The sequence below is a fragment of the Microbacterium sp. P26 genome (genome assembly GCF_023712585.1).
Taxonomy (GTDB): Bacteria; Actinomycetota; Actinomycetes; order Actinomycetales; family Microbacteriaceae; genus Microbacterium; species Microbacterium algihabitans_A.
In genome coordinates, this window is record NZ_JAMAXZ010000001.1 from 1 (window position 1) to 15698 (window position 15698).

A 15698-nucleotide genomic window follows, 5' to 3' on the forward strand; every position below is an offset into this window, starting at 1 on the left:
ACTCGCAATCCGAACAAACGGACCGACGAGGAATAAATTGGCATTTGACAAGTGCACGCTGTTGAGTTCTCAAGGAACGGACGCACCCACAAGAAACAGTCTTCCGACCTACCCGTGAGGCAGTTCACTACCTTCACCGGCCACTCAGCACTCGATTCCGCAGTGGGATCTCACGAAGAGATCGACCTCGGGAACCGGCTGAACGGCCAGAACCAAAACCTTACACCATTCGGTGGGGTTTTGGGTGGTTCACCGCTTGAGAGGAAGCGTGGCCTTCCGGCCTCTCCGCTCTCCCCTGTGGGGCGAACAAGTAATAAGTTACGCGGGAGCCGCCGACCCGTCGAATCCAGGCGCCTCCCGGGCGTGTCGGGGGCCCAGAACCGCGGAATCCTGCGGAAACGACGAAGGGCCCGTGCGACGGTGTCGTCGCTCGGGCCCTTCCGCATCGCGGATCAGGCGGCGAGGTGCAACGGCGTCACCGAGGACGCCGCCTCGGAGAGGCCGCCGTAGAAGTCGATGCCCCCGAAGAACATCGCGCCGATGACGAGGGCGAACACGAACAGGATCGAGAGGAACAGCACGGCGACGCCGGCGAGGGTGATGAGAAGCGGAAGTCGAGAGGCCATGACTCCATCTTGCCCTGCTCCCCCACCTCGCGCGGGGGATTGCGCCCGGAAACGACCGAAGGCCGGCACCTCCGAAGAGGTACCGGCCTTCGATACGGGACGGATCAGCGGCCGGAGAGCTTCTCGCGAAGCGCAGCCAGCGACTCGTCGTCGGCGAGGGTGCCCTGGGCGGGCGTCTCCGACGAGAACGATCCACCGAACGAACCGGCGTCCGTCGGGTTGGCGGCCTCGGCCTCGAGGGCCTTGGCGACGGCAGCCTTGTGGGCTTCCCAGCGACCCTGAGCAGCGGCGTACTCCTGCTCCCAGGCCTCGCGCTGAGTGTCGAAGCCCTCGAGCCACGCACCCGACTCGGGGTCGAAGCCCTCGGGGTACTTGTACTCGCCACGCTCGTCGTACTCGGTGGCCATGCCGTACAGCGCCGGGTCGAACTCGGTGCCGTTGGGGTCGACCGACTCGTTGGCCTGCTTGAGCGACAGCGAGATGCGGCGACGCTCGAGGTCGATGTCGATGATCTTGACGAAGACCTCTTCGCCGACCGACACGACCTGCTCGGCGAGCTCGACGTGCTTGCCCGACAGCTCGGAGATGTGCACGAGGCCCTCGATGCCGTCGGCCACGCGGACGAACGCACCGAAGGGAACGAGCTTGGTGACCTTGCCCGGAGCGATCTGACCGATCGCGTGGGTACGGGCGAACACCTGCCACGGGTCTTCCTGCGTCGCCTTGAGCGAGAGCGACACGCGCTCACGGTCGAGGTCGACCTCGAGGATCTCGACGGTGACCTCCTGGCCCACCTCGACGACCTCGGAGGCGTGCTCGATGTGCTTCCAGGACAGCTCGGAGACGTGGACGAGACCGTCGACGCCACCCAGGTCGACGAACGCACCGAAGTTGACGATCGACGAGACCGTGCCCTTGCGGACCTGGCCCTTGTGGAGGTTGTTGAGGAACGTGGTGCGCGACTCGGACTGCGTCTGCTCGAGCAGGGCGCGGCGCGACAGCACGACGTTGTTGCGGTTCTTGTCGAGCTCGAGGATCTTGGCCTCGATCTCCTGGCCGAGGTACGGCGTGAGGTCGCGGACGCGGCGGAGCTCGATGAGCGAAGCCGGGAGGAAGCCGCGGAGGCCGATGTCGACGATGAGACCACCCTTGACGACCTCGATCACGGAACCGGTGACAACACCGTCGTTCTCCTTGATCTTCTCGACGTCGCCCCACGCACGCTCGTACTGCGCGCGCTTCTTGGACAGGATGAGGCGGCCTTCCTTGTCCTCCTTCTGGAGAACGAGGGCCTCGACGTGGTCGCCGACGTTGACGACCTCGTTGGGGTCGACGTCGTGCTTGATCGAGAGCTCGCGGGAGGGGATGACACCCTCGGTCTTGTAGCCGACGTCGAGGAGGACCTCGTCGCGGTCGATCTTCACGACGGTGCCTTCGATGAGGTCTCCGTCGTTGAAGAACTTGAGCGTCTTCTCGACCGCGGCCAGGAAGTCTTCGGCCGAGCCGATGTCGTTGATCGCGACCTGCTTGGTAGCCGGGGCGGTCGTTGCGGTAGTCATGTAGTGGGTTGTCCTAGTTGGGTGTGGTGTCGGGCTCCGACTCCTGTGCCAGTGGTCCGGCGGACCATGGCCTTCGGGCATTCGGACGCCCGTGGGCGAACGGATACCGCGAGTCGAAGCGAAGCGGATTTGTTCGTGCGATGCCACGGACTCACTCGGGAAAAGAGCAGAGCCATACGTGTGACACCTCAGTTTAGCGCACCGACCGCCCGCACCGCTCCGTGGGCCGACGTGCACCCGGCCCGCGATTCGTCCTCGATCGCGAGCGAAGGGCGAACGGCATCCGGATGCGAAGAATCGGCGGGATCGATTCGCCCCGGATCGGCACTTTTCTCGGGCCGATCGAGTGCGGTACGCCCAGGTGGCATCCAGACTGCCGTGCCAGGCTCCCGATTTCGTACCCGCCGTGCGCGGGCCGGACGGTGACACCCGCACCGTCCTCCCTCACGTGAAACCGGTTCTATGCGCTCTGATTCGACGCCCCTCACCAATCGTCGCGCCCGTCGCCTGGCCACCCGTCGCACCCGCCGTCGTCCTGTGACGGCCATGGGCGCCCTCGTGGTCGGAGTCGTCGCGGCAGCGGCCCTCACCGGCACCGTCCCGGCAGCGACGGCCTCCCCCGCCGACCTGTCGACCGCCACCTTCTCGCTCGCCTCGGCGACCACCCCCGTCGCCCTCGCGGCCTCCGCCGGGCCCGAGATCTCCGAGGCGCGCGCGGCCACCGCCGCCGCCTCGACCTCTCTCGGCGCCGCCACGCAGGTGCAGGGCGACATCGCGGCATCCGGTCTCGACATCGGACAGCCCGCCACCGTCGACACCACGGCCCTCGAGGCCGCGACCGACCGTCTCGAGAAGGCCTACGTGCTGCCCGAGACCTTCCTGCCCGCGCTCACCGAGAACGTCACCGCCGCCTCGGCGACGGTCGACCAGCGCGTGTCGGAGCTGCGCGGCGGCCTCGATGCCGCCGTCGCCAAGAAGGCCGAAGAGGAAGCCGCCGCCGAGAAGGCGCGCCAGGAGGCCGAAGCGGCCGCCGCCGCAGCCGCCGCCGAGAAGGCCGCCGCCGAGCAGCAGCAGGCCGCCAAGAGCTCCAGCAGCTCGAACAGCGGAAGCAGCAGCAGCAACAAGAGCAGTGGGGGCGGCGGCACGTCGTCGGCTCCCCCGGCCTCGAGCGGTGGCGGATCGGGCGACAACAGCCCCGCCGGCGCTCAGGCGACCGCCCGCGGCATGCTCGCCGGGTGGGGATGGGGCGACGACCAGTTCAGCTGCCTCGTCTCGCTCTGGAACAAGGAGTCGGGCTGGAACTACAAGGCCTACAACGCCGGCAGCGGCGCCACGGGCATTCCGCAGGCCCTTCCCGGCAGCAAGATGGCGTCGGCCGGCGCCGACTGGCAGACCAACGCCGCCACGCAGATCGCCTGGGGCTTCGGCTACATCTCGGGCCGCTACGGCACCCCCTGCGCCGCGTGGGGTCACTCGCAGTCGACCGGCTGGTACTGACCCCTCAGTCCCAGCGCATCACGGAGCGCGCCGCCTCGGAGAATCCTCCGGAGCGGCGCGCTTCGCTCAGGAGGGCGAGGTGTTCGACTCCTGAGACCTCGCGGAGGGCTGCGGGACCGACCTGCGTCCGCCACAGCTCTGCGAAGCGGACGGCGTCGTCGCGTCGGCGACCGGTCTCGGCGGGGACGGCGACGAACGTCCGCGGACGGTCGCGACCGGCCCGGCCCAGCACCGCGCGCACGAGGAACGACCCTGCGCCGCGATCGATCTCGAGGACGAACCGCGGGGAGCGGATCGGCGCCGTGAGCTCTTCGAGCGCTGCGGCGAACGAGCGCTGAGCGGACACCGGGGCGCGGGGCATGCGGATCCGGGCACGCACGCGACCGCCCTCGAGCGGCTCGGTCTCGACGGTCGGGCGATCCGGCACCGGGGCGACCCGGCCGGCGGCGACGAGGGCGTCCCACACCACGCCGGCGATGCGGCGGAGCGTCTCGGGGGCGTCGTTCGCCTGCCGACGTGCGCGGACCCAGGCGCGGCCGAACGGGACGGCGGCGACAGCCCCGCACAGCGCGACGAGCGCGGCGACGGGCGAGCCCACCGGGTGCGGCAGGAGCACCGCCGCCCCCAGCCCCAGCACGACCAGCGCGACCGCGGCGCCCAGGCTCGACCCGAGCGCCCGCGCGGCGACGACCGAGGTCGAGAACGTCGGAGCGCTGCGCGGACGTTCGATGACGGATGCCGCTTCTTCGCGGTCGATGTAGGGCGTGCCGACGCGCCACTCGGCGCGCGTCTGCGCCCGCGGCGGCACGGCGTCGAGACCGGACAGGGGCGCGAGCGAGGCTCCGGCGGTCTTCTCGTGCACCGCGTCGAGAGCCCGCCGGCGCTGCGCACCCAGCGCCGCGCCGATCCCGCGGACCACCTCGGCCGGTCGGTCGACGTCGAGCCCCCAGAGGCGGTCATGCTTGCGGGTCAGGCGCGCGGCATCCGGCTGCGCCTGCAACGACGACGAGGGAGGCAGCATCGCGGTGATCGTCCAGTTGTGCGCGACCTTCTCGGGCCACGCGGGGTCGAGACGGAGGGTGCGCCCGCGCAGCTGCTGCGTGGCCGAGGCCGTGGCCACCGCCGTCAGGTCGATGAGCGTGTTGACCGCGGGGCAGTCCCACCCCTCGCCGAACAGGCCCCGCGTGCCGACGACCACGTCGACGGCTCCCGAGGCGAGCAGTCGTGCCGCCGCGCGGACGATGCCCGCGCCCGCGATCCCCCGCACCTCGAGGGCGGCGGGGTCGTCGTCGCAGGGCGCTGTCGTCGCCTCGACCCCCAGCTCGGCGCAGAGGACCGGCAGCAGGAGATCGGCGTCGACCGCGGCGATGCGCACCGTCGACGAGGTGACCAGCACGGCCCGCAGGCCCTGGGTCGCGGCATCCGTGATCAGGATCGAGAACGTGCGCACGGCGCCCGCGCTGCCGAGCAGCCCCCCGTGCGTGTTGCCGTGGGTGACGAAGTCGGTCACGACGAGGGCCCGCAGGCGCGTGCCCAGCTCGGCGCGCTCACGGGCGAGCACGTCGCAGGCTCCGCGGTCCTTCGCGAGCGACGACGACAGCACCGTGTCGATCGCGTCGCGGGATCGGCGCACGCCCCGGTCGGTCAAGGCGTATCCGAAGTCGGCGAGCAGGCGCTTCAGCCGCTGCCAGTCGGGTTCGCGCGAGGGGTCGGGCAGCACGCGGTCGAGGGCGTAGCGCCCGATCAGACGCACCGTCTCGTCGGTCGAGGGGGCGCGATGTGCGACGGCGGGCATCCGCGCGACCACCGGATGCCCGGGCGCGGTGAGCGCGAGCATCGCGGCGGCGGCCTCGGCGCCGGCGAAATCCGCCGCGAACGCCAGGGCGAGGCGGCGGTCGATCGCGGCCGCCTCGGCGTCGCGGTCGTCCGGGGCGGCTGCGGGTGGGGGCGCGAGCGGGTCGGCGGGCGTCTCGGCGGCGGCGCGAGCAGGCGTGCCCGCCGGCGGAGGCCCGAGCGCATCAGGGGTCGCCGCGCGCGCCTCGGGAGGCTGCAGGACACCGAGGAGGAAGTCGCGGCCCTCGCCGACCGAGAACGTCGTGTGCAGGGCGACCTGCAGCGCCTCGGCGTGGGCGCCGAGGAACGCCTGCTCCTCGGCGGTGGGGGCGACGACGTGCACGAGATCGCGGTACGGCGCGAGGTCGCCCTCACGCACCACCGCCGGGACCGGAACCTCGAGGTCGACGTCTCCGAGCAGCGAGACGTAGTTGTCGTACTCGTCGGCGTCGTCGGGCGAGGGAAGGGTCGCCGTCAGCCCGATCACGAGCGGGGCGCGCCCCGCCGCGCGCAGCCGCGCGAGCAGGGCCGCCACCACGAGCGCCCAGTGGTCGAGCAGGTGGTGGCACTCGTCGAGGATCACCGTCTCGACGCCGGCGTCGACGAGCCGGTCGATCAGCGCGCGGGCGTGCGGGTGCAGCGACGCCATGAGCGCCTCGGCGTCGTGTCGCGCGAGCGAGCGCCGCAGGGCACGGGAGCGGGACCGGATGCCGCGGCGGTGCGCCTGCGGATTGCTCGCCTCGAGAGCATCGAGCCAGCGCTCGGCCTCGTCGGGCGTGCGCGCGTCGGCCTCGAGTTCGTCGAGCCAGCGCCGTCGGGCGAGACCGGCGAACGGCTCGGCGGAATCGACGACGCTGATCGCCTGGTAGGTCAGCGCGGTGAGGTCGGCCGGGGTCTCGGGGTCGTCGGAGACGACAGCGGCGTCGTGCGCGAGCCCCCGGGCGGCCGCGGCCCACTGCGCGCGGATCGCCGTGGTCGGGGCGAACACCACCGTGCGTCCGCCCCGGCGCATCGCCAGCAGCAGACCGAGCAGGGTCTTGCCCGCCCCGGGCGGGGCGACGAGGTGCAGCGGCTCTCCGGCATCGACGTCGACGCGGTCGAGGGCGTCGGCCTGGTAGGCGCGGAGCGTCCCGTCGAACCGCCACGCCGACAGGGGACGGCGCAGTTCGGTCGACACCGGGCCAGTCTAGGGAGGCACTGCGCCGCGACACGGCGCCGACCGGGAGAGGACGTACACGTGGACCTGAAGTGGCTCGACGCCCCCGCCGACGAGGTGGCCGCCGCCTTGGCATCCGCCGCTCCGCGCCCCCGACCGGACTGGGTGCCCACGGGGCGCCAGGTGCTGCTGCACGTCAACAACACCGTGCTGCTGTGGGCGTTGTTCGTGGTCTTCTTCTCGATCGGGGTCGCGGTCGACGGTTACGGCGACGGGACCGTGGGCCCGGGCGAGGCCACCGCGTTCTGGTGGGCCGCCGGCGTCTTCGTCGTGTGGTTCGCCCTCACCGTCGCGCTCTGGCGCTGGTCGCTGCAGCCTCTCGCGACCCGCGCGCGGCTGCGGCAGGGTCGGCGCGAGCTCACCGCGCTCGCGAACGGGTTCCGCCCCGAGGCGAGCGGACACGCGACCTTCGCCTCGCTGGTGACCGATCACAGCGTCGGCGTGCGGGAGTATCCGCGGTTCGTCGCGGCCGGCGCGGAGTTCGGAGCCGTGCGGGCGCGGGCTCCGCGGGCGCGCCCGTGGCAGTACCTTCTGGTGCGGCTCGCCGCGCCGCTCCCCCACCTCGTGCTGGACTCCCGCAGCAACGACGGCTGGGGCGCGGGCCTTCCGGCCGCGGTCGCCCGTCATCAGCAGCTCTCGCTCGAGGGCGACTTCGACCGGTCGTTCCGCACCTTCGCGCCCGAGGGCTACGGCCCCGACGCGCTCTACGTGCTCACCCCCGACGTCATGAGCGCCCTCGTCGATCACGCGGCGGAGTTCGACGTCGAGATGCGCGACGACACCGTGGTCTTCTTCCGGCAGATCGATGCGGACTACGCCCTCGCAGCGGACTGGGAGCGGGTGGATGCCGCGCTGACGCACGTCGTTCCGCGTCTCGCCGCGCTCTCGCGCCGCTACGTCGACGAACGCGTCCCAGGGCAGGGCGCCGTGGAGATCTCCGCCGCCGCGCGCGACGTCACGACCTGGCGACCGCCGTCACCGCTGATCGGCCGCGACGGCAGACGCCTCGACGCGCGCACGCCCCAGACGGGCAGGCTCCCGGTCATCGCGAAGATCACGTGGATCGTCGTGCGCACGGGGCTCTACGTCGTGCCGGGGGTGTTCGCGTTCGCCGGCTTCATGTCGATCGTCGACGGGCGCTGAGCCCGGCGGCATCCGGAACCGTCTTCCCAGCCCGGCAGCGCCCGCTCCAGCGGGTCAGAGGCCGTTGCGGCGAGCGACCCACCCCGCGAGCAGCGCGTGCGAGAGCGGCGCGATCGACACGATCATGAGGATCGTGCCCAGCACCGCCTGCTCGGCCTGCAGCAGCACGCCGCCGATGAGCAGGCCCGTGAACAGCACCGACGAGACGACACGGCGCACCATGCGCTCGAGATCGCGCATGCGCCGCTCGATGCGCGGCGTCTGCACCGAGACCGAGCCGTCTTCGAAGCGGGAGATGAGGTTGTCGGCGCGGCGCGGCAGGCGCGCGGTGACGGCCGCCACCGCTCCGACCTCGCGCACGAAGGCCTGCGCGGTGTTGCCGCTCTCTTCGCGGATGAGGCGCTGGGCGTAGGGCTCGACGGCGTCCCAGATGTTGAAGGCGGGATCGAGCGCGCTGCACATGCCGCTCGTGAGCGACATCGCGCGCACGATCAGCAGGAAGTTCTCGGGCAGCTGGAACGGCAGCGACCGCACGACGTCGCCGAACTCGATCGCGAACGCGCGGAACTCGCGCGGGTCGACCTCTTGCAGCTCGGCGAAGCCCATCCCGCCGAAGCGGGAGAACAGGCCGGTCATCGCGCGCTCCAGCTGCACGGTGTCGGCCGAGGGCAGCAGCACGCCGACATCGCGGATGCCGTCGACCAGGCCCTTCCCGTCGCGCGAGGCCGCGGCGATGAGCACGCGGCGCAGCCCCCGGCGCAGGCTCGGCGGGACCTCGCCCATCATGCCGAAGTCGATGAAGGTGAAGCGCCAGGCCGCGGTGCCGGCGTCGGTCGTGCCGGCGAGGGGCGTGACGAAGACGTTGCCGGGGTGCGGGTCGGCGTGGAAGAAGCCGTCGTCGAACAGCTGGTCGAACATCACCCGCGCGAAGCGGGCGGCGACCTCCGAGGGGTCGATGCCGGCGGCACGGAGGGCGTCGACGTCGTTGATCTTGATCGCCGTGACGTCTTGGAGGGTCAGCACGCGACGGGTGGTGCGCTCCCACACGACCTCGGGCACGGCCACGCCATCGGGCCCGCCGAAGTCGGCGGCGAAGCGCTCGGAGTTGGCCGCCTCGTGCAGGTAGTCGATCTCTTCGAGGCTCGTGATCGCGAACTCCTCGACGAGCGAGGGCATGTCGACGCGGTCGCGGACGAGGGCGACCTTGCTGAGCCACACACCGACCTTGCGGAGGGCGCGCAGATCGACGTCGACGATCCGGTCGATGCCCGGCCGCTGGATCTTGAGCACGACGGCGCTCAGTCCGGTCTCGGCCGCCAGGTCGTCGGTCAGCACGGCGCGGTGAGCCTGGCCCAGCGACGCCGCGGCGAGGGGGCGCTCGTCGACGCTCGCGAAGGCGCGCTCCAGCGGCATCCCGAGCTCTGCTTCGGCACGGGCGCGCATCTGCACGAACGGCACCGCGGGCACCTCGTCTTGCAGACCCTCGAGCTGTTTCGTGACCGAGGGCGGCAGCACGTCGAGGCGCGACGACATGAACTGCCCGACCTTGATCATGAGACCGCCGAGGTCGACCGCGAGCACGTGGAAGCGCTGCGCGATGCGCTCGAGCCGGCGGGTGCGGCCCCGGGCGGAGATCCACCCGAGGCCGAACCGCGGCAGGAACAGCTCGAACCACCACGCCTGCACGAGGTAGCGTGCGGCGAAACGCGTGATGCGGCGGTAACGGGCCTTCATGAGGGCGTCGTCGGTCATCGAATCTCCTGGATGCCGACGTGCGCCCCGCACGCGTCGAACGCGGTGAACCTCACCCCTGGGCGAGGATGGAGTAGAGCTTACGGCGCGCCTCTTCGAGGATCTCGACCGCTTGCGCGATCTGCTCCTTGTCGCCCGTGCGGCCGACCTGCGCCGCCGCCTGAGCCAGCTCGATGCCGGCCTTGGGCAGTGCGGTCATGCGACCGCCGTCGCGGGATCCGGCCGACTCCCACGGCGCGGTGCGCTCGGTGGTCTCGTCGCCGGCCGCGGCGCGTCCCTCAGCGGTGAGCGAGTAGGTCTTGCGCCCGTTCGACTCCTCGGCCTGCACGAGACCCTCGTCGGTCAGCAGCTGCAGCGTGGGGTACACCGAGCCGGGGCTCGGCTTCCACGAGCCGCCGCTGCGGTCTTCGATCTCGCGGATGATCTGGTAGCCGTGCATCGGCTGCTCGAGCAGCAGCGAGAGCACGGCCGAACGCACGTCGCCCTTGTTCATGCGGGGCGTCGTCGAGGCCTTCTGCTCGAACTGCGTGCGCAGCTGCTCGAGACCCTCGAGAATGTTGGACATCGGCCAGCCGGGGGTGTTGTTGCCGCCGCGTCCGCCGAACGCGTCTCCCAGGAATGAACCACTCATGACGACCTCCTTCGCGCGGACCCGACCTGAGTCAGCGATACATAACGATATATCGCTGAGCACCCCTCGCGGCTGGGAATCGGCCCCCGATCGCTCGACGTCGAAGCACCGCCGAAACGAACGCTGCGCTCCCCCGGCGACGGGGAAGCGCAGCGTTCGTGCGGAGAGAGAGGCTCAGTACCAGTTCATCGCCTGAGAGTGACTCCAGGCGCTGCAGGGAGCGCCGTAGGCGCGATCGATGTAGTCGAGACCCCACTGGATCTGCGTGGCGGCATTGGTCTGCCAGTCGGCGCCGAAGGTCGCCATCTTGCTACCCGGGAGCGACTGCGGGATGCCGGTGGCACCGCCGTCGTTGTTGTAGGCCTTGTAATTCCAGCCCGACTCCTTGTTCCACAGCGACGACAGGCACGAGAACTGGTCGCTGCCCCAGCCGTACTTCTCGGCCATGAACTGCGCCGCGTACGCGCGGGCACCGTCGGGGGTGTTGACGCGGGCGAGCGCGGCGGCGGCATCGGCCTGGCGCTGCGCCTCGGCGGCCGCTGCGGCCTCGGCCTGGCGCTGCGCCTCCGCAGCAGCATCGGCCGCCGCCTTGTCGGCCTTCGCCTGGCCGAGGCTGCCCTTGACCTCGGCGACACGGGCCGAGACGCGCTCGGCCTCGGTCTGCGCGTTCTGGCTGAGCGCGGGGACGAGCAGCACCGGCAGCATGTCACGCGAGTCGAGGCGGGTGACCGCGTCTTGCAGGGCCGAGGTGTCGACCGTCGCGTCGCCGATCGAGAGCGGCAGGCCGGTCGCGGCGACGTCGGCCTGCACGGCCTCGGCATCCGACAACGTCGACTGCGCGTCGTCGAGAGCGGAGGTCGCGCCGGTCACGACGGCGTCGATCGTGGGGGCGTTCGCCACCGAGAGCGTCGCGGCCGGAGCGGGGAAGGTCGCGGCCGAGGCGTCGGGCAACGACACCGGCGCGGCGATGGCAAGACCCGTGGTGGCGACGAGGCCGAGGGCGAGACCCGCGCAGGTGGCGGCGGTGACGAGGGTGCGCCGGGCGCGGTTGACGTGGGTGATCTTGAGGTCGGAACGCAGCAAAAGTAATGGTCTTTCGTCGGGGGCACGCTCGTCGGGTTCGAGCGAGAGCTGTGTCGTTCGGGTCGACACAAGTCCCCGAGTGTGGGGGCCGGTTCTGAGCGTTATCTCTTCGTTACCTGAAAGGCCCGTGAGAGCGGGGCGCGTCGGGCGGGACGCGCAGACACGCGGAGGACCGGGGAATCGGCATCCGTTCGACCCCTGTGTTCATGGGTGAAGAAACAGCCTTTGATCCGGTCTTTCTCCGCGCCGGTGACCCGCGCGGAGAACCTCCAGCCGACGCGGCGCCCGCGGGCCCGGCCGCCACCGAAACGAAAAGGCCGATCCGGCGGAGAAAAAATCCGCCGAATCGGCCCCGCGAGCCCCAGGGGCCCCTGATCCGTCAGCCGCGGTGGGCGCGGTAGTAGTCCAGTAGCGCGCGCGTCGAGGCGTCCTGAGACGCCAGGGCCTCGGCGTCGCCCTCGATCGCGGGCGCGATCTGCAGGGCGAGCTGCTTGCCCAGCTCGACGCCCCACTGGTCGAAGGAGTTGATGCCCCAGATCGTGCCCTGCGTGAACACGATGTGCTCGTACAGCGCGATGAGCTGCCCCAGCACCGAGGGGGTCAGCGAGGGCGCGAAGATCGACGTCGTCGGGCGGTTGCCCGGGAACGTGCGCGCGGCGACGAGGGCTCCGGTCGTGCCCTCGGCCTCGACCTCTTCGGCCGTCTTGCCGAAGGCGAGGGCCTTGGTCTGCGCGAGGAAGTTGGCCAAGAACAGCCCATGCACATCGCGCCCGTCGTCGGCCCGCGGATACGCGGGGTTGACGAAGGCGATGAAGTCGGCCGGGATCAGGCGCGTGCCCTGGTGGATGAGCTGGTAGAACGCGTGCTGGCCGTTGGTGCCGGGCTCCCCCCAGAACACCTCTCCGGTGTCGGTGGTGACGGGCGAGCCGTCCCACCGCACGGACTTGCCGTTGGACTCCATCGTGAGCTGCTGCAGGTACGCGGCGAAGCGGTGCAGCTGCTGGGCGTAGGGCAGCACGGCGTGCGACTGCGCGCCGAGGAAGTTCGTGTACCAGACGTTGAGGAGTCCCATCAGGACCGGCACGTTCTCTTCGAGCGGGGTGGATGCCACGTGCTCGTCGACCGTGTGGAAGCCGGCCAGCAGCTCGCGGAAGACGTCGGGCCCGAGGGCGATCGCCAGCGACAGGCCGATCGCGGAGTCGACGGAGTAGCGCCCGCCCACCCAGTCCCAGAAGCCGAACGCGTTGGTCGGGTCGATGCCGAACGCCTCGACCTTGTCGAGAGCGGTGGACACCGCGACGAAGTGGTGGGCGACGGCATCGGTGCGGGCCTCGTCGGAGTCGGCGATGGCCCCCTTCTCGGCGAGCTGCGCCCAGAGCCAGTCGCGCGCGAGGCGGGCGTTCGTCAGCGTCTCGAGGGTGGTGAACGTCTTCGACGCGACGATGAACAGCGTCGTCTCGGGGTCAAGATCGGCGGTCTTCTGCGCGATGTCGGTGGGGTCGATGTTCGACACGAACCGCGCGTGGATGCCGGCGTCGGCGTACGGAAGCAGGGCCTCGTAGACCATGACGGGACCCAGGTCGCTGCCGCCGATACCGATGTTGACGACGTGCGTGACCTTCTTGCCGGTGACGCCGCGCCACTCGCCCGAGCGCACCCGGTCGGCGAAGGCGCTCAACCGGTCGAGCACCTCGTGCACGTCGTGGTCGATCTGCTGACCGTCGACGACGAGGGCGGGCTCGGCGCCGGCCGGGCGACGAAGGGCGGTGTGCAGCACGGCTCGGTCTTCGCTGGTGTTGAGGTGCACGCCGCGGAGCATGTCGGCGAAACGCTCGCGCACGCCCGTCTCGTCGGCGAGCGCGAGGAGGGCCTCGAGCACCTCGGGGGTGACGAGGTTCTTCGACAGGTCGACGTGCAGGTCGCCCATCGTGCGGGTGAGGGTCGCGGCACGATCGGCGTCGGCGGCGAACCAGCCGCGCAGGTCGGGCTCGAACCCGTCGCGCAGAGCGATGAGGCGGGACCAGGCGGAGGTGGAGGTGGGGTCGATAGGCGCAGTCACAGACCCCACGCTAGCGAGCATCGGGCCGGCGCGCGGGTCGGATGACGAACACCGCGCGACGCGCTAGGCGCGGTCGACCGACGGGGGCACCGGAAGGGCGATCTCGCGCGCGTCGTCCCACGGTTCGGTCCACCCGAGACGGTCGAACAGGCCGTCGAGGAGCATCGCGGTGAAGCCCCAGACGGTCTGCGGTCCGCGCGGCGTCTCGAGCGAGAACGCGGGGCCGCGCCACTCCCGGCCGTCGCGGCGGATCACGGTGACCCCGCGCTGGTCGGGGTCGAGCAGGTCGGCGACGGGGGCGCGGAACACCTCGGCCGACTCGGCGGCGTCGACCGCGCGCACGGGCGTCGGGCGCGTCCACCATCCCAGCACCGGGGTCACCTCGTGACGGGAGAACGCCAGCGGGACGTTCTCGAGCGTCCCCAGTACGTCGACTCCGCTCGGGTCGAGCCCCGTCTCTTCTCGCGCTTCGCGCAGCGCCGCCGCCACGGCATCCGCGTCTTCGAGATCGAGCCGCCCCCCGGGGAACGCGACCTGCCCGGGGTGGGCGCGCAGGGTGCTCGCGCGGGCGAGCAGGAGGACGTCGAGATCGCTCGGGACGGTGCTCGACGTCCGGCGACTGGGCACCCCGTCGAGCACGCCGAAGAGGATGAGCACCGCCGCCGCCCGCGCCTCGCCCTCGACCGGCAGCGCCTGCAACGCCGGAGAGACGTCGCCGAGGCCGCGCGCGAGCAGGGCTTCGAGCTGGGCGCGGGGCGAGGACATGCTCCGAGGCTATGCCGTGACGGCGGATCGCGCCGTCGCCTCCCCGGCCGCCGGCGCATCGGAGGCAGGAGCGTCGGGGCCGGACGCGTCGGGCACCTCGATCCAGCGCGGGTGGGCGGAGCTTCCGACCCGCACACGACGCATCGGGGCACTCGGCGGCTCCGTTGCGACGGGGGTCGCGGCGTCCAGGGCCGACGCCTCGATCGGGACGGGGACGGATGCCGTGTCGGCGGCGACCGCGACGGGCGGTGCCGCGAGGGCCTCGGCGATGATGCGACGCGGGTCGTACCGGCGGGGGTCGAGGGCGCGCCACTCATCCGCGTCGGCGGGGACGCCGAGCTCGGTCGCCGCGCGGTGGCGCGCGGCATCCACCGTCGGGCGAAGCCCCCGAAGCAGGGACGCGAGGCGCGCGACCACCGCGGGCAGCCGCTGCGGGCCGATGACCACCGCGGCGATGAGCCCCACGAGCAGGAGCTTCTCGAGAGTCAGGCCGAACATGAGGTCTCCTCGGAGACCGACGCCCGGGCGAGGGCGCGGTCGTGCAGGGCGGCGATCGCGAGCGCCGCGCCGTACAGGGTGGTCATGGGAACGGCGACGACGAACATCGACATCACGTCGGCCGACGGCGTCGCGAGGGCGCTGAAGAGCACGATCGCCACGACCGCGTACCGCCAGCTGCGCGCCAGAGCGCGGGCAGAGACGATGCCGGCGAGGTTCAGCACCACCAGCACGACCGGCAGGACGAAGGCGAGGCCCGTCGCGAGGACGATCTTCAGCGCGAAGTCGATGTAGGCGCCCGCGTCCAGGATCGTGGAGTCGTCGCTCGAGGCGAAGCCCGCCAGCACCGACACCATGTGGGGAAACAGCAGCAAGCCGGTCGCGCACCCGGCCGCGAACAGCGGAACGGCGGCCCCGACCGAGCCGAGGACGTACCGCCGCTCGCGACGCGTGAGACCCGGCAGGACGAACGCGAAGAGCTCGTACAGCCAGACCGGGCTCGACAGGACGAACCCGGCGATGAGGGCCATGCGAAGGCGGAGGTCGAAGGCCCCGGTGACGCTGTCGAAGTTGAGGCTCGCGTTGCGCTCGGCCGCGATCTGCGCGATCGGGGCGCGAACGAGGTCCATCACCGGTTCGTAGAGGAACCACCCGGCGACGGCGCAGATCGCGAGGGCGACCGCCGCCCGCACCGCGCGCCGCGTCGCCTCGTCGAGGTGCGCCGCGACGGGCATGGGGGCCGACCGGGGAGCCTCGGATCGAGGGGACGCGACGGTGGGAGCGGCGGCGGAGGTCACGGCGTGCTCGGGGGTGCGAGGACGGATGCCGAAGCGGACTCGCCCTGCGCCCGGGCCGGGGTCCGCGGGTCGGGCTCGGCGGCGGCGTCCGCCCGGGACTCGCTCACCTCGGTCTTGAGGATGCGCACCGACTGACCGAGGCTGCGGGCGAGGGCGGGGAGCTTGGCGGCTCCGAAGATGAGGACGATGACCGCCAGCACGATCAGCGCGTGCCAGCCGGTGAGGTTCTGCAGCATGGG

13 protein-coding genes are annotated in these 15698 nt (G+C 71.6%); 2 read left to right on the plus strand and 11 right to left on the minus strand.

Annotated elements, in window-relative coordinates; all coding sequences use genetic code 11:
- Positions 1-452 precede the first annotated feature (452 nt).
- Together M3667_RS00005 and rpsA are read right to left on the minus strand one after the other, a co-directional pair.
- Positions 453-626: a hypothetical protein gene (locus M3667_RS00005; protein ID WP_251503415.1), complete on the minus strand. Its 174-nt coding sequence runs from the start codon at positions 624-626 to the stop codon at positions 453-455.
- A 104-nt stretch (positions 627-730) separates the two neighbouring features.
- Complete coding sequence (gene rpsA / locus M3667_RS00010; protein ID WP_056227982.1) at positions 731-2185, minus strand: 30S ribosomal protein S1; 1455 nt, start codon at positions 2183-2185, stop codon at positions 731-733.
- A 462-nt stretch (positions 2186-2647) separates the two neighbouring features.
- On the opposite strand from rpsA, the gene M3667_RS00015 reads away from it, so the two are divergent.
- Complete coding sequence (locus tag M3667_RS00015) at positions 2648-3682, plus strand: lytic transglycosylase domain-containing protein (protein ID WP_251503417.1); 1035 nt, start codon at positions 2648-2650, stop codon at positions 3680-3682.
- Between the two features lie 4 nt (positions 3683-3686).
- On the opposite strand, the gene M3667_RS00020 is transcribed toward M3667_RS00015, so the two are convergent.
- Positions 3687-6692: a DEAD/DEAH box helicase family protein gene (locus tag M3667_RS00020; RefSeq protein ID WP_251503419.1), complete on the minus strand. Its 3006-nt coding sequence runs from the start codon at positions 6690-6692 to the stop codon at positions 3687-3689.
- Positions 6693-6752: 60 nt separating this feature from the next.
- Here M3667_RS00020 and M3667_RS00025 point away from each other — a divergent pair, with 60 nt between their 5' ends.
- Complete coding sequence (locus M3667_RS00025) at positions 6753-7874, plus strand: hypothetical protein (protein WP_251503421.1); 1122 nt, start codon at positions 6753-6755, stop codon at positions 7872-7874.
- 54 nt (positions 7875-7928) lie between these two features.
- Here the strand turns inward: M3667_RS00025 and M3667_RS00030 are convergent, their stop codons facing one another.
- The 8 genes from M3667_RS00030 to tatA all read right to left on the minus strand — a co-directional run bounded on the left by M3667_RS00030 (position 7929) and on the right by tatA (position 15695).
- Positions 7929-9626, minus strand: coding sequence for an AarF/ABC1/UbiB kinase family protein (locus M3667_RS00030; RefSeq protein WP_251503423.1), 1698 nt, complete (start codon positions 9624-9626; stop codon positions 7929-7931).
- A 52-nt stretch (positions 9627-9678) separates the two neighbouring features.
- Complete coding sequence (locus M3667_RS00035) at positions 9679-10257, minus strand: PadR family transcriptional regulator (protein ID WP_144827737.1); 579 nt, start codon at positions 10255-10257, stop codon at positions 9679-9681.
- A gap of 174 nt (positions 10258-10431) precedes the next feature.
- Positions 10432-11409, minus strand: a complete 978-nt coding sequence (locus M3667_RS00040; protein ID WP_251503425.1) for a phospholipase — start codon at positions 11407-11409, stop codon at positions 10432-10434.
- 310 nt (positions 11410-11719) lie between these two features.
- On the minus strand, positions 11720-13420 hold the full coding sequence (pgi, locus tag M3667_RS00045; protein ID WP_251503427.1) for a glucose-6-phosphate isomerase: 1701 nt from the start codon (positions 13418-13420) through the stop codon (positions 11720-11722).
- Between the two features lie 42 nt (positions 13421-13462).
- On the minus strand, positions 13463-14164 hold the full coding sequence (locus tag M3667_RS00050; RefSeq protein ID WP_251503428.1) for a CoA pyrophosphatase: 702 nt from the start codon (positions 14162-14164) through the stop codon (positions 13463-13465).
- A 9-nt stretch (positions 14165-14173) separates the two neighbouring features.
- A complete protein-coding gene (locus tag M3667_RS00055) occupies positions 14174-14662 on the minus strand; it encodes a Sec-independent protein translocase TatB (RefSeq protein WP_251503430.1) in 489 nt (162 codons plus the stop codon).
- A complete protein-coding gene (gene tatC / locus M3667_RS00060) occupies positions 14650-15459 on the minus strand; it encodes a twin-arginine translocase subunit TatC (protein WP_251503432.1) in 810 nt (269 codons plus the stop codon). The genes M3667_RS00055 and tatC overlap by 13 nt, the downstream gene beginning before the upstream one ends.
- Positions 15456-15695, minus strand: coding sequence for a twin-arginine translocase TatA/TatE family subunit (gene tatA / locus M3667_RS00065; RefSeq protein WP_251503434.1), 240 nt, complete (start codon positions 15693-15695; stop codon positions 15456-15458). The genes tatC and tatA overlap by 4 nt, the downstream gene beginning before the upstream one ends.
- Between the last annotated feature and the right edge of the window lie 3 nt (positions 15696-15698).

Coding starts and splice junctions, on each gene's coding strand:
- M3667_RS00005 (WP_251503415.1), bottom strand. CDS start 626: ATGGCCTCTCGACTTCCGCTTCTCATCACCCTCGCCGGCGTCGCCGTG.
- rpsA (WP_056227982.1), bottom strand. CDS start 2,185: ATGACTACCGCAACGACCGCCCCGGCTACCAAGCAGGTCGCGATCAAC.
- M3667_RS00015 (WP_251503417.1), top strand. CDS start 2,648: ATGCGCTCTGATTCGACGCCCCTCACCAATCGTCGCGCCCGTCGCCTG.
- M3667_RS00030 (WP_251503423.1), bottom strand. CDS start 9,626: ATGACCGACGACGCCCTCATGAAGGCCCGTTACCGCCGCATCACGCGT.
- M3667_RS00035 (WP_144827737.1), bottom strand. CDS start 10,257: ATGAGTGGTTCATTCCTGGGAGACGCGTTCGGCGGACGCGGCGGCAAC.
- pgi (WP_251503427.1), bottom strand. CDS start 13,420: ATGCTCGCTAGCGTGGGGTCTGTGACTGCGCCTATCGACCCCACCTCC.
- M3667_RS00050 (WP_251503428.1), bottom strand. CDS start 14,164: ATGTCCTCGCCCCGCGCCCAGCTCGAAGCCCTGCTCGCGCGCGGCCTC.
- M3667_RS00055 (WP_251503430.1), bottom strand. CDS start 14,662: ATGTTCGGCCTGACTCTCGAGAAGCTCCTGCTCGTGGGGCTCATCGCC.
- tatA (WP_251503434.1), bottom strand. CDS start 15,695: ATGCTGCAGAACCTCACCGGCTGGCACGCGCTGATCGTGCTGGCGGTC.